This window comes from Mucilaginibacter sp. (assembly GCF_025362475.1).
Taxonomy (GTDB): domain Bacteria; phylum Bacteroidota; class Bacteroidia; order Sphingobacteriales; family Sphingobacteriaceae; genus Mucilaginibacter.
Map to the genome: position 1 here is coordinate 33,235 of NZ_JANYGH010000019.1, position 16,435 is coordinate 49,669.

15 protein-coding genes are annotated in these 16,435 nt (G+C 42.0%); 9 read left to right on the forward strand and 6 right to left on the reverse strand.

Going from position 1 to position 16,435, the window contains the following annotated elements; translation table 11 throughout:
• Positions 1-25: 25 nt before the first annotated feature.
• Positions 26-580 (reverse strand): hypothetical protein, encoded by a 555-nt coding sequence (locus Q0R88_RS07360; RefSeq protein WP_295714419.1) that lies wholly within the window; start codon positions 578-580, stop codon positions 26-28.
• Between the two features lie 152 nt (positions 581-732).
• Positions 733-1,353 carry a hypothetical protein gene (locus Q0R88_RS07365; RefSeq protein ID WP_295714422.1) on the reverse strand — a complete coding sequence of 207 codons (621 nt, stop codon included), beginning with the start codon at positions 1,351-1,353 and terminating at the stop codon, positions 733-735.
• Positions 1,354-1,498: 145 nt separating this feature from the next.
• Between Q0R88_RS07365 and Q0R88_RS07370 the strand changes: the two genes are divergently transcribed.
• Entirely contained in the window at positions 1,499-2,449 is a 951-nt protein-coding gene (locus Q0R88_RS07370; protein WP_295714425.1) for a TIGR01212 family radical SAM protein, read from the forward strand.
• Positions 2,450-2,577: 128 nt separating this feature from the next.
• On the opposite strand, the gene Q0R88_RS07375 is transcribed toward Q0R88_RS07370, so the two are convergent.
• Positions 2,578-3,450, reverse strand: coding sequence for a hypothetical protein (locus tag Q0R88_RS07375; protein WP_295714427.1), 873 nt, complete (start codon positions 3,448-3,450; stop codon positions 2,578-2,580).
• A 164-nt stretch (positions 3,451-3,614) separates the two neighbouring features.
• On the opposite strand from Q0R88_RS07375, the gene Q0R88_RS07380 reads away from it, so the two are divergent.
• From Q0R88_RS07380 to Q0R88_RS07400, 5 genes are all read left to right on the forward strand, one after another.
• Positions 3,615-4,847: an acyltransferase gene (locus tag Q0R88_RS07380; RefSeq protein ID WP_295714429.1), complete on the forward strand. Its 1,233-nt coding sequence runs from the start codon at positions 3,615-3,617 to the stop codon at positions 4,845-4,847.
• 9 nt (positions 4,848-4,856) lie between these two features.
• Positions 4,857-6,191: an acetylxylan esterase gene (locus Q0R88_RS07385; RefSeq protein ID WP_295714431.1), complete on the forward strand. Its 1,335-nt coding sequence runs from the start codon at positions 4,857-4,859 to the stop codon at positions 6,189-6,191.
• A 9-nt stretch (positions 6,192-6,200) separates the two neighbouring features.
• The gene (locus Q0R88_RS07390; protein ID WP_295714433.1) at positions 6,201-7,067 is read left to right on the forward strand and encodes a hypothetical protein; all 867 of its coding nucleotides are present in this window, start codon (positions 6,201-6,203) and stop codon (positions 7,065-7,067) included.
• A 33-nt stretch (positions 7,068-7,100) separates the two neighbouring features.
• On the forward strand, positions 7,101-8,411 hold the full coding sequence (locus Q0R88_RS07395; protein WP_295714435.1) for an acetylxylan esterase: 1,311 nt from the start codon (positions 7,101-7,103) through the stop codon (positions 8,409-8,411).
• A 112-nt stretch (positions 8,412-8,523) separates the two neighbouring features.
• Complete coding sequence (locus Q0R88_RS07400) at positions 8,524-8,814, forward strand: GIY-YIG nuclease family protein (protein ID WP_295714437.1); 291 nt, start codon at positions 8,524-8,526, stop codon at positions 8,812-8,814.
• 403 nt (positions 8,815-9,217) lie between these two features.
• Here Q0R88_RS07400 and Q0R88_RS07405 read toward each other — a convergent pair whose 3' ends face one another.
• A complete protein-coding gene (locus tag Q0R88_RS07405) occupies positions 9,218-10,954 on the reverse strand; it encodes a thiamine pyrophosphate-dependent enzyme (RefSeq protein WP_295714440.1) in 1,737 nt (578 codons plus the stop codon).
• 87 nt (positions 10,955-11,041) lie between these two features.
• On the opposite strand from Q0R88_RS07405, the gene Q0R88_RS07410 reads away from it, so the two are divergent.
• A complete protein-coding gene (locus tag Q0R88_RS07410; protein WP_295714443.1) occupies positions 11,042-11,359 on the forward strand; it encodes a hypothetical protein in 318 nt (105 codons plus the stop codon).
• A gap of 122 nt (positions 11,360-11,481) precedes the next feature.
• Complete coding sequence (locus Q0R88_RS07415) at positions 11,482-11,877, forward strand: energy transducer TonB (protein WP_295714445.1); 396 nt, start codon at positions 11,482-11,484, stop codon at positions 11,875-11,877.
• 517 nt (positions 11,878-12,394) lie between these two features.
• Here Q0R88_RS07415 and Q0R88_RS07420 read toward each other — a convergent pair.
• Both Q0R88_RS07420 and ispG read right to left on the reverse strand, forming a co-directional pair.
• Positions 12,395-13,312 (reverse strand): helix-turn-helix domain-containing protein, encoded by a 918-nt coding sequence (locus tag Q0R88_RS07420; protein ID WP_295714450.1) that lies wholly within the window; start codon positions 13,310-13,312, stop codon positions 12,395-12,397.
• An 18-nt stretch (positions 13,313-13,330) separates the two neighbouring features.
• On the reverse strand, positions 13,331-15,394 hold the full coding sequence (ispG, locus tag Q0R88_RS07425) for a (E)-4-hydroxy-3-methylbut-2-enyl-diphosphate synthase (protein ID WP_295714453.1): 2,064 nt from the start codon (positions 15,392-15,394) through the stop codon (positions 13,331-13,333).
• 144 nt (positions 15,395-15,538) lie between these two features.
• Here ispG and Q0R88_RS07430 point away from each other — a divergent pair, with 144 nt between their 5' ends.
• Positions 15,539-16,369, forward strand: a complete 831-nt coding sequence (locus Q0R88_RS07430) for a hypothetical protein (RefSeq protein ID WP_295714456.1) — start codon at positions 15,539-15,541, stop codon at positions 16,367-16,369.
• Positions 16,370-16,435 lie beyond the last annotated feature (66 nt).

A 16,435-nucleotide genomic window follows, 5' to 3' on the forward strand; every position in this document is an offset into this window, starting at 1 on the left:
ATTGGCTGTTAACTTAGCGTAATTATTATACTTCCACAGCCATTTTAGCCTTCTTTTTGTGATGCCTGTAAACACGTTTAAACCTTGGAGTCTTCGCTTCAACTTTGGAATATGATGTTAAAACCCCGCCTTTTGAGGTGACACTAATTAATAATCCACCCGATAAAAGCACTATGTTTTTTATAATATACTGACCAAGTAAAGTTGGCACAAAAATATGGGTAAAGGTTTCGTGGGGAAAAAACACCAATGGTAAAAAGGTACCCATCATCTGGAAATACAGCAAAACCAATGTTAAGCTTAGCCACCTTTTTAAAATAAAGCCCAAGCCTATGGTACATTCCCAAACAGCTAATAGGGGTAATGCGGCTGCCGGCTTCACCAAACCCAGGGTAAGCGTTTCAATAGTTCTGCCTGCAATGTCTTCAGCCGGACTTAGCCCCGGGAAAAACTTAAGCACACCAAACCATATAAATACCAGGCCCAATGAAACCCTGAGGATGGTTAATCCATTCCTGGCTTTCCAATCTGCCATTTTTATTTCTGCCTTAACAAAAAAATGTATCAGCTTCTTTATCATCTTACTTAATCTCGGGGTACAACTTCATTTAGGCTGACGGCATTTGTAACAAAAATGTTCAGTTGTTAAATATAGTTTAAAACCTCAGATTTTATAAAAATAATACAATTGTCTAAACCAGCCCTTATCGTCCGGTTACATCATAAATATCTTTATGGCTTCAGAGTCTCCGCGGACTTCTTGGAAAGAAGATCTTTTTGCTTAAAATACAGTTTCAGCAAGTCATCAAGATCGCCATATTTATATTCCTTGTTTTTTATCTTCTCTGACAGGTCCGGGCGATCATCAAGTAAGGGACTTAATACCTCAGCAAAGTTCTTTCGGTCCAAATTGGTTATATGGTCAGGATCGGGTCCATAATAATAATCGATATCATAACGGTTAGCCATGTAAACACCGGCAGGTCCGTTAAAATTTGTAGTCCGGTACCGGGCGTAAAGTTTTACAGCTTTATCAAAAACAACTTTCAGAATAGGATACTGCTCTGTTTCCTTTGCGTGAGAAACAACAAAACTGTCAGCTTTCATCACAAAAGAACTGAACTGCGCGGTCTTTACCTTTTGTCGCTGATCGTCGGGTGTTAACTTAAAAAAAACATGATCTCCAACGGTGGTGAACGGGCTTATGGTTGGCGGCGTCCATTTAATTAAGCCTATCGATTTCACATTTTGCAGGTCGTAAATACAACCGGGAATATAATCGCCATATTTTTGGCCGTACGTAGTAAGCGTTATTGTGCAAAGTAAAATGGTGTATATGATATAACGACGCATAAAGTTAGGGTTGTTTAAACTTGATAAGATGAAGATATTATTATTTATCAATAAATAAACATACCTGCCATACATTCTGTAAATCATTATAGGCTATTACAGTAACACATGCATTTGCTTATCAATTCACTATCTTTGCGGCATAATGCAATTAACAGGAGAAACAACATCAACGTGGGAGAAGGGCTATAACAACTATGGCCCGTGGCTTAAGGAGAAATATAAGGGCCATCGTGTATTTAAGGTAATTGTTGATGGCGGCTTTACCTGCCCCAACCGCGATGGCAGCAAAGGCTATGGTGGTTGTACGTATTGCAACGTAGATTCTTTTACCCCATCGGTTAGCCGTAATGCCCCTACTGTGCGCGAGCAGGTGATACAAGGGATGGAGCGCGCCCGTACGGGTAATAAGGCCGATAAATTTATTATATACTTTCAGCCCAATACCAATACCTATGCGCCAACGCATTATTTAAAAATGATGTATGACGAGGCCCTGAGCTATGGCACCGAAGATATTGTTGGCCTGAGCATTGGCACCCGCCCGGATTGTATTGACGCGGAAAAAATAGCCCTGCTGGAAAGCTATACCGACAGGTTTGATGTCGACCTGGAAATGGGTATGGAATCTATTTATGACGAAACCCTGGGCCAGATTAACCGTGGATGCAACCACGAGGAATTAGTGAAAGCCCTAAAACTGGTTGAGAACAGTAAACTTGATGTGTGTGTACATACCATTTTTGGTTTCCCATGGGAAACGCATGAAATGATGCTGAAATACGCCGACGAGATTAACCGTTTCCCGCAGATAAAATTTGTAAAATTCCATCACCTGCATATTGTAGAAGGCTCGGTAATGGGTGTTAAATATAAGCGTGAACCTTTTAAGGTATTCACCATTGATGAATATGCCGACTTTTTGTGCGAGTTATTACCACGCGTTCGCCCGGATATCGTGATCCAAAGGCTCTTCGGCCTTAGCGACCGTGAACTGCTGATAGCCCCCAACTGGGGATTAAAAAAATCAGAGATCCAATACTATATCGACCAAAGGATATTGAGCCGCGGTGTGGTGCAGGGAAGTGCATTATAATAAATAGCTGCCGGAGTTTAGCGCAGCGTAACTCGTGGCCAACCTAATTTAAGCTTTCATTGATTATACTTGAGTTAAGCATTTGCAAATTAAGCTGAAAGCTTAGTTGTAAATACCACGGATAACAATTACTTATGGTAGTAGTATCTATACATTTTCTCCATTTTTTTATTGACATAAAAAATAGAAGTGTACAGGGTGCCGTCAGTATTATAAATTAATTTGTCTGTGTATTGAGTTTTCTGAAATCCAACCGTTTCAAATCCAATGATTTCAACACATTGATTGTACCAGTTGAATTTATAGGTGCACCAATATTCTTCCTCCTGCCTCGGTTTTAATTTGCTGATATTGATGATTTTATCGCCATTGGCTGTACTGTCTGTCTGCATGTTAAAGCTGTAGTCGGGAGTATCCTTTTTATAAAAATAATCTATAGTTTCCAGCTTGTTTTCATCATTATACCTTGCCATATTGGCAACATAAGGAAGCTGATTACCGGTTGTTTTAGTGATACGATATAATCTTCCTATGGCGTCGTATTCTCTTTTCTCTTTGTTAACAAATAAGGTGTCTGTGTTGTAGTTTACGTGGTTTTCTAACCTTCCTACCGTATCATAGGTATATTCATGAATAAGGTTAAAGCCTTTGCGATAAAACTTATTCTTCGAGTAAAAATATTCTACTTTTTTATTTATCAAGCCGAAATCATAATAGGTGTACACATTTTTCTTATCTAAAAAATTCTCGTTGTCAAAATGCACCTGATCTGTTAATTGGCCTTCTTTGTTATAGTTAAAATTTACTGCGCCTATATAGGTTGAGTCGGCGATGCCTTTGCGGTTCAGCCTATACTCGTAACTTTCCCTGCGTACAATTTTGTTTGCTATTATAAATTTATCAGGAAACTGGTCTATCCCCAGAAATTGTTCAATGATTTCCTGCGCCTGCAGGTTATTAAATAAAATAATGAAAAACAGCGAGAGTAAAGTTTGGCGCATAAAGTTTGGTATGCGGCAAAATAATGAAATTTCAAGTAGTTAACCAAAGTCATTTGACAAACTTATTCCCCGCTTAGTACGTTTAAGGGCATTGTAACCTTTGGTATTAGTTTTGTTAACTTATGGTTGAAAAAACTGATTGAATTTTCTAATTTATAATTGTTTTGTCACAAAGAGCGCAACAAAATTATATTCCGGCCTTAACTGGCGTACGTGCAATGGCTGCCTACCTGGTGTTCATATCGCACTTTGCTTACGTTTTTGATGAAAAATTTCCTCACTCTGTGCAACGCTTTTTTAATGAGTTCCACATCGGGGTTACTATTTTCTTTGTGCTTTCGGGCTTTTTAATCGCTTTCCGTTATTTCGATAGTTTCAAACTTACTAAAAACTGGTTTAAGCAATACCTAAAAAACCGGGTGGCCCGTATTTACCCCATGTACGCTATTTTAACCATTGGGGCTTTTGTCGCCTATTACTTTACCAATAACCAAATAGTTACCGCCGGGCACAACCCTATTGTGATGTTTTTGATGAACATCGTTTTTTTGCGGGGCTTTTTTGATCAGTTTAAATTTACGGGAATTGCACAGGGCTGGTCGCTCACAGTAGAGGAATGTTTTTACTTTTCGGCACCGTTTATTTTCCTGGTAGCCACCAAATACAAAAAGTTTTATATCCAACCCATCGCGGTTACCGCTTTAGGTGCGGTACTGGTATTGATATGCAGTCATGTAAACTGGTATGGCTTTTTCGGCAACTTTACATTTATGATGCTTTACACCTTTTTGGGCCGGTGTTTTGAGTTTTTTGCCGGGATACAGCTGGCGCTCATTGTGCGCAAGCAAAAACTGGACGGGAGCAGCAAGAAGAAATTTACCTACCTGGGTTTTTTTATGATCTTCTTCTGCGTTTGGATCATGTCTACCCTACCCATCCCTGCCGGGCAGGAAGCAGGTTTACATAACCCTTTTGGTATCATCACCAATAATTACTTGCTGGCTTTATCAATTGCGCTGTTCTTTTACGGCATACTTACCGAAACCACGGTGCTTAAAAAAATACTGGCCAACCCGTTTGTGGAGTTACTGGGCAAAAGCTCATACATATTTTACCTGGTACACCTGGGTTACATGTATAACTTTTTGCATTATAGTTTTAACTGGCTAAATGATTACACATTTGAGCTTTATGATAAGTGGGGACTTAACTGGCACTCACCCTTTGAGTACGATAGTTTAAACCTTCTTTACGCTTTTCTCGTTTTAAATGTAATATCAATCACTTTGTTTAAACTTATTGAGGAACCGCTCAACCATTATATTCGCAGATCAGATTTCCTGATCAGGAATAAGCGGTATAATCCCGAAAATGAGTCGGCAAAGATCAGTGCATAATCATTATTTATGGCGATCAATTTAAAAAAATACATACTCGTTGCTTTGGCAATAACCACCTTTCAGCATGCTTTTGCTCAGCATGATTCTCCGAAGGGAAAAACCCCGGCAGTAGTTAAAGAAGATGAGGGAACTGTATCAACCGTATTAAACATCAATAATAAAGAAGGCATTTTTAGTTCAACCGCATCATTTACTTTTGATGTTAAAAACACTTATGATACCGAGCAGACGGGCACCATATCATACGTGCTTACCGACGAAAAAGGCGTAAAAGTTAAAGCCCTGAATAAAACGGTAAAAATTGGCAAGAATAGCGATGAGCGCTACAATTTTGAGATACCAACATTAAAAACCGGGTTTTACAAACTGAATATGATGATCAACGTATCTGATTATGATGATACTACCCGCCGCGCTTTTGGTATCAGGGCCGATGATATTAAGTCGGCTTACCCAAAACCAGCAGATTTTGACAGCTTTTGGAAAACGGCCAAGGCCGAACTGGCCAAGGTAAAACCTCAGTTTAAAGTAACCGAACAGCCATCGCAAAACACCGATAACCGCCGGGTTTTCCTTATCGAGATGAAATCATTAGACAACCTCACCATCCGCGGATGGATGACCTTGCCTAAAACAAGCAACAAAAGCAAAAAATTTTCGGTACTATTGGGTTTGCCGGGTTACCAGGTGGTGCTTAAGCCCATTGTTGGTAAAGATGATGACCTGGCTATCATCACCCTCAATACCCGCGGCCAGGGTAACAGCCGCGATGTGATCCATACCGAACGCGATGCCTTTATCTCCTACAACATTGAGGATAAAAACAAATATGTGATGCGTGGCGTAATTATGGATTGCGTACGTGCCGTTGATTTTATTTACTCGCGCCCCGAGCTACGGCATGACCAAATCCTGGCTACAGGTGGTAGTATGGGCGGATATTTGGCCATAGCGCTTGCAGGTTTAGATAACAGGATAACTATTTGCTCGGCACAAAACCCCATTTTAAGCGATGTTCACAACCTGGTGGGCACAACTGAATGGCCCATGAATGATATCAGAAAATATGTTGCCGGAAAGCCCGATGTAACATTCGACCAGGTTTTACACAACATGGAATATTACGATACCAAAAACTTTGCTACAGATGTTAAATGCCCTACACTGCTGGGTTTAGGCCTGCTTGATCCATATGTACCGCCCAGCAATGGTTACGCTGTTTATAACTCTTTAAATACCGATAAAAAAGTGATGGTTTATAAAGACCTGGGGCACGAGGTGAGTCAGAAATATAAAGATTATGAAGGCAGCTGGATGCGCGACACCTTTGGCTTATTTTAACCTACACCTATGAATAAAACTATGACCATTAATAAAACCTTATCCAAATACCTGTTTGCCGCTGTTATACTGCTAACGTTAACGCATAACAACAGTTTTGCCGATGGCTTCCCCGTTAGACCGGGCAGGTTCTCTTTATCACCATCGGTAAGTTACTTTTTTGCCAACAAGCAATGGGATAGCGTAAGCCATAAAAAAGCTTTTGATGATGGAGGTCGTTTCCAATCATTCAGCTATTCACTATACTCAGAATATGGCTTGAGCCGTAAGTTTACGCTTTCGGCATTGGTGCCCTTTATTATGAACGATTTTAGGACCAATACCAATGGCAGCTTTAAAAGTTCGGGGTTCCAGGATATAGAAATTGGTGTAAAATACTACCTGGCCAATATTAATTACAAATACTATTTCAGCATAAAAGCATCGGGTATTATACCGGCATACACCAATACAAAGCTTGGCTATCAACAAGCCGGTGCCGAACTTAAGCTGGCCTTTGCAGGCAGCGGGCATTTATTTGGCAAGCAAAGTTATTTTGTTTTAGAAAACGGCGTACGTGAATATTTTGGAACCGAATCTGTTTTTCAGGATAGATATAATGCAACCTACGGTTTAACACTGGATAAAAACTTTCATGAGCAGGTATCAGTTAGTGTTGGTGGTTTTTATGCAACCAGCCAAAACAAGCAGTTTGATTTAACAAACCCCAATAACAGTAAAAACTTTGCCTTTAACCAGGTATCGTTAAGTTACGGGCATGCATTCAGTAAAAGCTTATCGCTATTTTTAACCGGAGGTACTTTTATCACCGGCCGTAATACTGGCGCGGGCAGCAGTGCCTCCGTATCACTAAACTACCGTATTGATACCAGGTAAGCTGGTATTGATTACCTATCACAATAAAATATCATGACCAGCCTAAAACCTTACATTGCTGTACTTGGCTTAACCTGCCTTTTAATTATCAACCGGGCCAACGGCAAAACTCCCGTTCACAAGATTGATGACGAAGTTTCAACCACGCTTATTGCAGGCAGTAAAGATGCCATTTTCAGCAACCGGGCCAGCTATACATTTAACGTAAAAAATGCAACGGATGCCCCGCAAACTGGCACGGTATCATATATTGCTACCACCCCTGCCGGCGTTACTGTGGCCAAAGAAACAAGGCAGGTAAAATTATCAAAGCACAGCAGCGCGGGTTATGATTTTACAATACCAGCTCAAAAACCAGGATTTTATAAAATAAATTTCATGGTGAACGTATCTGATTATGACGATACTACCCGCCGCGTTTTTGGCATCCGGCCAGATGAGATCCAATCGGAGCACGGTCGCCCGGCTGATTTTGACAGCTTTTGGCAAAGCACTAAAGCCGAATTAGCAGCGGTTAAGCCCGATTTTAAAATGATCGAAAAGACCGATCAATCGACAGAGAACCGCAAGGTATACCTCATCGAGATGAAATCATTGGATAATATTACTGTTCGCGGTTGGCTTACTATCCCTAAAACAACGGTTAAAAATAAAAGGTTCACCACGTTTTTAGCTTTGCCCGGTTACCAAGTTGATTTAAAGCCCATGCTGGGTCAGGATGATGACATTGCCATACTTGCCCTTAACGTACGCGGGCAAGGCAACAGCCGCGACGTGATACACCCTAAAAGACTGGAATTTATCAGTCTTAACGTAGAGGACAAAAATAAATATGTGCTTCGCGGCGCCATTATGGATTGTATCCGTGCGATTGATTTCATCAACTCGCGCCCGGAGCTTGATCCCAAACGCGTTGAAGTATCAGGTGGCAGTATGGGTGGTTTCCTGGCGGCGGCCGTAGCCGGCTTGGATAGCCGCGCCCAACTCATCTCCTCACAAAACCCTATCCTCAGCGATATCCGTAACCTTACCGACCAGGACGACTGGCCCATGTACGACCTGCGGAAGTACGCCGGCGAAAAGGGATATAAATTTGATAAGATCCTGGACAACCTGGATTACTTCGATATCAAGAACTTTGCCCAGAATATACAAACCCCGATCCTTTTAGGCATCGGCCTGCTTGATCACCTGGCGCCTCCCAACAACGAGTACGCCTTCTACAACCTCATCAACAAAAAATACCGCGACATCATGGTTTTTAAAGACCTTGGCCACGAAGTACCCATGGTTTATGTTCTTGAAGAAGGACATAGGATGAGGGATAAGTTTGGGCTGTTTTAGGAAAACCAGAAGTAAATAAAAAAGAGGCCTGTCATCCTGAGCCTGTCGAAGGATGCGCGCAGAGGCTTTTGACTACATGCTTAACATCGGCTGTTATTTAGATCATTATCATATGAACCATTATCATGTCTATATTTTGCTTTGCAGCGATGGCTCATATTATACGGGCATTACCAATAATATGGAGAGAAGGCTTATCGAACATCAATCGGGAGAAAATAAAGACTGCTATACTTTTAAGCGGAGACCTGTAAAGCTGGTCTTTAATGAAGTATTTAACGATGTTAATCACGCAATTGCATTTGAAAAACAAGTTAAAGGTTGGCGGCGAGCAAAAAAAGAGGCCATTATAAACGGGAACTGGGATTTATTACCGGAATTATCAAAGGCAAAAGGCCTGTAACCCTGACTTTGAAGGGCGTGCGTGGAGGTCTTTGCGCACATGTTTTGACGAATTATTGTATAGCGTAAAAAGCCTGTCACCCTGAGCCTGTCGAAGGGCGCGCGTAGAGGCCTTAGCCTACATGCTTCGACAAGCTCAGCAGGACAGCCCTTTTTTTTATTATCATTTTATTCTTCAATATATATCGAAATTTTAAAACTCCTCATATAGTGTTTGTAAACGTAAGCACATTCTAAAAAGGCCTGTCCTCTTTTTAAATCATCATTTCATCTTCATGTTTGTAAACGTAAGTACATTTTAAAAGGGCCTGTCACCCTGAGCCTGTCGAAGGGCGCGCGCAGAGGCCTTTGCCCACATGCTTCGACAAGCTCAGCAGGACAGCCCTCTTTTAACCTTCCCCCTCCTACAACAAATCCTTTAGGTGTTTATAATTAGCTTTAACGGTATCTAACACCTCGTCCATATGTCCGTTGAGCATGAGTTTGGTCATTGATACGGCCATGCCTGCTACTTGTTTAAGTTCTATTTTGGGAGGCATGGCCAGCGCGTTAGGATCTGTGAATATGTTGAGCAATGCGGGGCCGTTAAAGGCCAGGGCATCGCTGATAGCCTGCTTTACCTGGCTGGGTTCTGTAACGTTGATGCCTTTAATACCCATGGCCTGGGCAACCAGTGCGAAATCGGGATTGTACATGTCTGTTTGCCAATCGGGCAAACCGGCCACTTCCATTTCCAATTTTACCATTCCTAATGAGCGGTTATTAAAAACGACGATCTTAACAGGTAATTTGTATTGAACGATAGTTGCCAGGTCGCCCAGCATCATTGATAAACCTCCATCCCCACAAAGCGCGATAACCTGCTGACCGGGGCGTGCCAGGGCTGCGCCAATAGCCTGCGGCATGGCATTAGCCATAGAGCCATGATTAAAAGAACCTATCATTTTGCGCTTACCTGTAGCGTTAATATAGCGGGATCCCCACACACATGACATACCTGTATCCACCGTAAAAATCGCATTATCAGTGGCAAACTTATCCAATATGCTGGCCACATACTCGGGATGGATCTTGTCGGTTTCCCCGCTATCGCTAACATAGGTTTGCATTTTATCCTTTACATCAGCGTAAATTTTTAATTGCGCCTTAAGAAAGCTGTCATCTTTTTTTTGGCTAACCAATGGCAGCAGCGCCGTAAGGGTATCTTTTATGGTTCCGCATAAACCTACATCAACTTTGGCCCTGCGCCCAATACGCTCTGGTTTGGTATCAACCTGCACAATTTTGCAATCGCCGGGCATAAATGGCGTATATGGAAAATCGGTACCCAAAAGAATCAGCAGGTCCGACTCATGCATACTATGATAGGCCGATGGCAGACCCAATAAGCCGGTCATGCCCACTTCGTTGGGGTTGTCATACTGAATATCCATCTTAGCCCTAAAAGAGTAAGCTACCGTTGCCTGCAGCTTTTGCGATAGCGCGACTACTTCGTCATGGGCATCGGCCGCGCCAATACCACAAAATATAGTGATCTTATGAAACTGGTTAAACATTGCGGCCAGTTGCTGCAGATCTGCATCATTTGGCCTGATAACCGGGATAGGATTAAAGTTTTGAGTGGCAGAATCTATTTCAACGGCATCCATGCTCGTTACATCTCCCGGCAAGCCAATTACCGCAACACCCTTTTGATGTATCGCGCTTTGTATCGCAGCCTGCAGCATCCGCGGCAATTGCCGGGGCGTAGTAGCTACCTGATTATAGTAACTGCAATCTTCAAATAGCTTAATGGTATTGGTTTCCTGGAAATAGTCGGTACCAAACTCAAAGCTGGCTATAGTTGAGGCGATAGCAATAACCGGCGCACCTGAACGATATGCATCATACAAACCATTAACGAGATGTACATGACCCGGCCCGCTGCTGCCAGCACAACAGGCAAGACCGTTCAGCTGTGCCTCGGCACCTGCGGCATAGGCCCCGGCTTCCTCGTGCCTCACGTGAATCCATTGAATACTTTCTTCGCGCCTTACCGCATCATTTACCTCGTTCAGGCTGTCGCCCGTAACCGCGTATATTCTTTTAATACCGGCATTTACCAGCATCTCTACCAGTTGGTCTGCAACTTTCTTTGCCATGTTGTTTTGGTTATTGTTATAAACCAAACCCGTTATTGCTATAAGAGTTTTTAAAATTGTAAATTGCTTCGTCAAATAATCAAACCCATGGGACGCATAGTAATAGTAGCTTACAAACCCAAACCCGGCAAAGGCGAAGCGCTAAAGGAATTGACCAAAACGCATGTACCCCGCCTAAAGGCAGAAGGGCTGGTGACTGACCGCGAAGCGGTAATTATGGAAGCTACCGATGGCACCATAGTAGAAGTCTTTGAGTGGCTATCTGCCGAAGCTATACAACAGGCTCACCAAAACAAAGTAGTGCATCAGCTATGGGCCGAATACGCCGAAGTATGTGATTATGTAAACCTTAGCAGCCTCGCCGAAGCCGGTAATATGTTTGCAGAGTTTAATAGTGTGGATTAACCTATCTATTAAAATGCATCATGCTTTTATTAACATACGGCACAACAAAGCTGCTATCTCGTTGTTATTGGGTTTCGGTATTTACAAACAACATCGATATCATCAAACAAATATTACATACCATGAAATTTAAACTTGTACTAATTGGGGTAATTTTCACCTTTTGCGGGTCGGAACTGCGGGCGCTGGTCCAAACAAAAAAAGATACGGCCAACACAGCGGTTGCTGCGCCGCGTAATGAAGTATTACCGGAGTTTCCGGGAGGGCAGGGAAAACTTGCTGAGTTTATCAAATCAAAACTGCACCCGGTAAAAGGATTAGCAGGAAAAAAAGTAGTCGTTTATTTTGTGGTGGAAAAGAGCGGCAAACTAAACCATGTTAAAGTTATAAAAGGACTTACTCCCGAGGCGAATAAAGAAGCGGTACGGGTTATTAAGCTTTCGCCAAAGTGGAAACCTGGTTCGTTAAATGGTGTTATCCGCAGAGCATCCTTCAGCGCACCGGTTGTTTTTATTTAGCGAAGTATGGAAAGCTAAAAAGGCAAACTTGTAGTAAGTCTGCCTTTTTTTCATATGTCCATATATAGCGAAGCCTGCAAAGGCTGGTAGTTTTTGTATTAAATTAACCGCTGAAAGAATAAATATTTTCTTGGGGTCAACAAAATCCTGGTGTTTCCGATGGGTGCAAAATAACTATGCATTTGCGATTGTAACCTGCCCCAAAGTAATCCATTACTTCATAGTATTTGTTTAAATATATAATTTGCGTTTAGTCGAATCCTTAAATTAATTACCTGTAAATGATGGTCAAAATTTGATAGGTTTCGAAGTAAATTTGTAGTAACCTACTTTTTATTAATTCGATGCTTTGCTTTTTCATGTCCCTTGTGTTGATTTGATACATCAAAGGTACGGTCGATATGGAGGCCCATCAATCTCAATAAATCGGTTTTAACAACCAATTTTTCCGAATGCATATTATTACCGTCAGGCAATAGTCATAACGGGGGTTTTGAACTTCAAAACAGGAATATTTTTATTGAAGTTGCTTAAACTCCGAAGGGTTATTACCGGCAAAGCGTTTGAAAAAACGACTGAAGTGCGAGCTATTGTCGAAGTTTAATCGCTCGGCAATTTCCTTAATACTCAGGCCCGATGACGATAACAGGTATTGTGCTTCCAGGTACAGACGGTTATGGATCACATGCAGGGCATTTTGTCCGGTTTCTCCCTTTACTATCTCGGTTAAATATTTAGCAGATATGAATAAGGCATCCGCGTACTCCTGTACCGTTTTAAGGGTTAAAAACTGATCTTCAACTAATTTTCTAAACTTATAAACCAATTGATACTGCTTACTCAGGTGGCGGGTAGAGTGCAGCAAACAATTTTCGCAGGCACGGTTCATTTCATACAGCAGATCTGTGAGTAGCAGCCTGAGTATCTGCAAATGGAAAGCACCTTTTTCCCGGCTCTCATCGCTCATTTTTTCGTAAAGCGATTTTAAGGATGCACAACTTTTTTGTGACAGACCATATATTGGCGGATACTCAGGATTTACCTCCAACAGATTATTCAGAATGTTTTCTTTAAGAAGATTATTGAGCAGGAACTCCTTTTTAAACATTACCTGGTACAAAAGCAGATCGGCAGAAGCATCTTCAAAAGAAGTGATAAATGCAGGCGACACCAAATGAATAGAATTTGGATAAACCTCAAATACAAAATGCCCGATTGTTTTTTTACAACTGCCCCTAAGGCACAAAATAACCGAGTAGTAATCTGTTTTAATAGGTAAGCCGTATGTTAAACCCGGCTCGTTGCTTACTATAGCAAAGTCATCCTGGTTCCAGCCATCATTAACAATTCCAAAATCAGTGTTGTTATTATTAACCAATTCCAGGTGCCGCTTAAGCGTTAAGGGGATGGTTGAAACAGTGATCTTGTCGCTCATAAATTATGGTTTGCCCAATTATTCCTGCTCTATCCAGTTACCATCTTCTTTAATGATACCAATCAGCTCATCAAGCGCGTTGGCCGCGCTAATGTTTTTCTTCACTGCTTCTTTACCACGGTAAAGGGTGATCTTATCCGTACCAGAGCCTACGTAACCATAATCAGCATCGGCCATTTCGCCGGGACCATTTACGATACAGCCCATAATACCAATCTTCAAACCCTTTAAGTGACTTGTACGGCTGCGGATCATCTGCGTAGTGATCATCAGATCAAACAAAGTACGCCCACAACTTGGGCAGCTGATATATTCTGTTTTGGAAATGCGCGAACGGGTAGCCTGCAAAATACCAAAAGCGGTAGAGGTAATGATGTTGGATGGAAGTTCGGGCGCATCAATCCAGATGCCATCACCAAAACCATCAACCAGCAAAGCACCTAAATCGGTAGCTGCGTACAGTTGTAGTTTAGTAGTGAGGTCCGTTGTGTTTTCTCCATGATCCATAGTCGATGGACCATGGTCGCTTTCAAACTTATAGCTTCTTTTCACTATCACCGGTACATCCAGCCCCAGCTCTTCCAGTTTAAAGAAAAATGCACGCTGATCGGCCATACCATTAAGCGCGTTTGTTTCCAGTACAAATACCAGCGACTTATCAAAAGGCAATGCGCCAAACTCGTCCGAATCAATATCGGCAGGTAAAATCCTAACCAGGTTTAATGTGGATGTATGATCTGTTGCCTCAATATATTCCTTTAGCGTAAATAGCGGATGGCAGTTGGTTTTATCGGCCAGCTTTTGCCAGGTATTAAAATTATAAAGCTGCTTTAAGTTACCGGGTAGGTTAAACGATGGCAATTCATCGGCCAGGTAAACAAAATCAACCGACTGCTCGGCCATGTTGTATTTATCCAGCAATGGAGAATACAGGTATCCGGCATCAGCCAAAATAGATGGGGCCTTCAGGTTCTTTTCCGATAGATCGATCACTACCCTGGGTACCATATGGCCGCCAATAAAAGCATTAGCCTCGTAAGTATGGCGCTTTTTGTATTCGTAAGGGTTGTGGGTTGCGGGTTGCGAGGTGCTGGGCTCGGGTGTGCTTTGCCCATAGTTCATGGTCAATCCCGCAAGCTCTTCTTGACTCTTGATTCTTGACTCCTGATTCTTTCTTTCCGTGTAACGGCGAACTAATTCAATAGCCACCGGTGCTTCCGCTTCGGGCTCTTCGGTTAAAGAAACGCGAACTGTATCGCCAAGGCCATCTTCTAACAAAGTACCTATGCCTACTGCCGATTTGATGCGACCATCCTCGCCGTCGCCGGCTTCGGTTACGCCAAGGTGCAGCGGGTAGTTCATACCTTCGGCAACCATGGTTTCAACCAGTAAACGGTATGCCTGAACCATTACCTGCGGATTGCTCGATTTCATGCTGATCACCAGGTTATAGTAGTTCAGCGCCTCGCACATCCGCATAAATTCCATAGCCGATTCAACCATACCTTGCGGGGTATCGCCATAGCGGCTCATGATCCTGTCGCTCAGCGAACCGTGGTTGGTACCTATGCGCATAGCGGTACCATATTCTTTACAGATGTTTACTAATGGCGCAAATTTCTGGTAAATGCGGTCCAGTTCGCCCTGGTATTCCAGGTCAGTATAATCTATCTGGTCAAATTTCTTTTTATCGGCATAGTTGCCGGGGTTTACACGTACCTTTTCAACAATACGGGCGGCCACTTCGGCAGCGTTTGGGGTAAAGTGGATATCGGCAACCAGGGGTACATTATATCCACGGGCACGAAGCTGCTTTTTAATTTCGGCCAGGTTTTTGGCTTCCTTAATGCTGGGCGCGGTAATGCGCACATACTCGCAACCGGCATCAACCATCCGGATAGATTGCTCCACTGTACCCATGGTATCCATAGTATCGGTAGTAGTCATGCTTTGTATGCGGATGGGATTATTACCCCCCATAGGCACATCGCCAATGTTCACCTCGCGGGTAACAAAACGCGAATATTCGGTTAACGAATTACAATAACGGCCTTGCAGTAATTTAACAGCATCAGTATTCATGCAGCGGATAATTAATAAGCTGCAAATTTAATGATTATGTTGGGGATTAAGTTGTTTGGATGTAAATCATCAATTAATAGGCGGTTAAGTTATCATATGATTTAAATATATATTTTAGAGGCATAATTACCTACACTATTCACAATGAAAAAAAGTCTTTTTCCTGTTTTGGTATTAGCGCTGCTTGTTGCCTGTAAAAGTAGCACCAAACAATCAACAAAAGATTCTACAACTACTCCACTTGAGGTCGCCCCCAAAATAGATATCGAAAATATTAAGTCGAAAATACAAGGCACGTGGGTAAAGAAGGCTTATATTGATAAGGTTATAGAAACAAAATCGCCGTTAGCTGCCGTAGATGAAGCATCAGATCTAACAACCTTTGTTATTAATACCGATGACATAAAGGGAGATAGTCTTAAAGTGCTTGCCGGATGGGGGAATCACGATGGCAGCGAATTGACACTCAAATTTAAAGCAGGTAAACAACCTTCTTCAATCATTTTTGGAGCCGGTGAATTAGGTTTATCATCGGTAAATGGCGCGAATATTTTAACCTATTACCGCCTAGATGAAAAAAGTAAAAAAACAATTGCCACCCAATATATTAAAGCACTATCTCAAAAACCGAATGAATTGGGAGAAGGCACTTACTATCTCGTCAACAAAGGACTTATTGCCGGCGATTATACCATGACCGATAGTTTGGGCGTAATTTCAAAAATCAATTTTGATCCTCATGGAAAAGTAAGTAGCTTTTTGGGTTATAAAACTTACAACATTAATATAGATCTTAACTCTGATGTGATGGACAACCTGGACGAAATAGGATTCGACTCATTCAGCAAAGATCCTAAATCGTACTCCTTTAAAATAGATGCTGATACCTTAAAGCTTTACGATACCCGGCCAAATGCCGATTCCACAGAATTGGTTTTGGATAAGTTGAAGTATAGGTTGGTGAGGGTGAGATAATAGTTATTTAGCAAGCTGCTCAACATTTACTTTATCACCTTATCATTAAACACAATTGTAATGATT

Bases quoted from the DNA above. Each gene is read 5' to 3' on its own strand.
- Q0R88_RS07360 (WP_295714419.1), bottom strand. From the start codon at position 580: ATGATAAAGAAGCTGATACATTTTTTTGTTAAGGCAGAAATAAAAATG.
- Q0R88_RS07365 (WP_295714422.1), bottom strand. From the start codon at position 1,353: ATGCGTCGTTATATCATATACACCATTTTACTTTGCACAATAACGCTT.
- Q0R88_RS07370 (WP_295714425.1), top strand. From the start codon at position 1,499: ATGCAATTAACAGGAGAAACAACATCAACGTGGGAGAAGGGCTATAAC.
- Q0R88_RS07375 (WP_295714427.1), bottom strand. From the start codon at position 3,450: ATGCGCCAAACTTTACTCTCGCTGTTTTTCATTATTTTATTTAATAAC.
- Q0R88_RS07385 (WP_295714431.1), top strand. From the start codon at position 4,857: ATGGCGATCAATTTAAAAAAATACATACTCGTTGCTTTGGCAATAACC.
- Q0R88_RS07390 (WP_295714433.1), top strand. From the start codon at position 6,201: ATGAATAAAACTATGACCATTAATAAAACCTTATCCAAATACCTGTTT.
- Q0R88_RS07395 (WP_295714435.1), top strand. From the start codon at position 7,101: ATGACCAGCCTAAAACCTTACATTGCTGTACTTGGCTTAACCTGCCTT.
- Q0R88_RS07400 (WP_295714437.1), top strand. From the start codon at position 8,524: ATGAACCATTATCATGTCTATATTTTGCTTTGCAGCGATGGCTCATAT.
- Q0R88_RS07405 (WP_295714440.1), bottom strand. From the start codon at position 10,954: ATGGCAAAGAAAGTTGCAGACCAACTGGTAGAGATGCTGGTAAATGCC.
- Q0R88_RS07410 (WP_295714443.1), top strand. From the start codon at position 11,042: ATGGGACGCATAGTAATAGTAGCTTACAAACCCAAACCCGGCAAAGGC.
- Q0R88_RS07415 (WP_295714445.1), top strand. From the start codon at position 11,482: ATGAAATTTAAACTTGTACTAATTGGGGTAATTTTCACCTTTTGCGGG.
- Q0R88_RS07420 (WP_295714450.1), bottom strand. From the start codon at position 13,312: ATGAGCGACAAGATCACTGTTTCAACCATCCCCTTAACGCTTAAGCGG.
- ispG (WP_295714453.1), bottom strand. From the start codon at position 15,394: ATGAATACTGATGCTGTTAAATTACTGCAAGGCCGTTATTGTAATTCG.
- Q0R88_RS07430 (WP_295714456.1), top strand. From the start codon at position 15,539: ATGAAAAAAAGTCTTTTTCCTGTTTTGGTATTAGCGCTGCTTGTTGCC.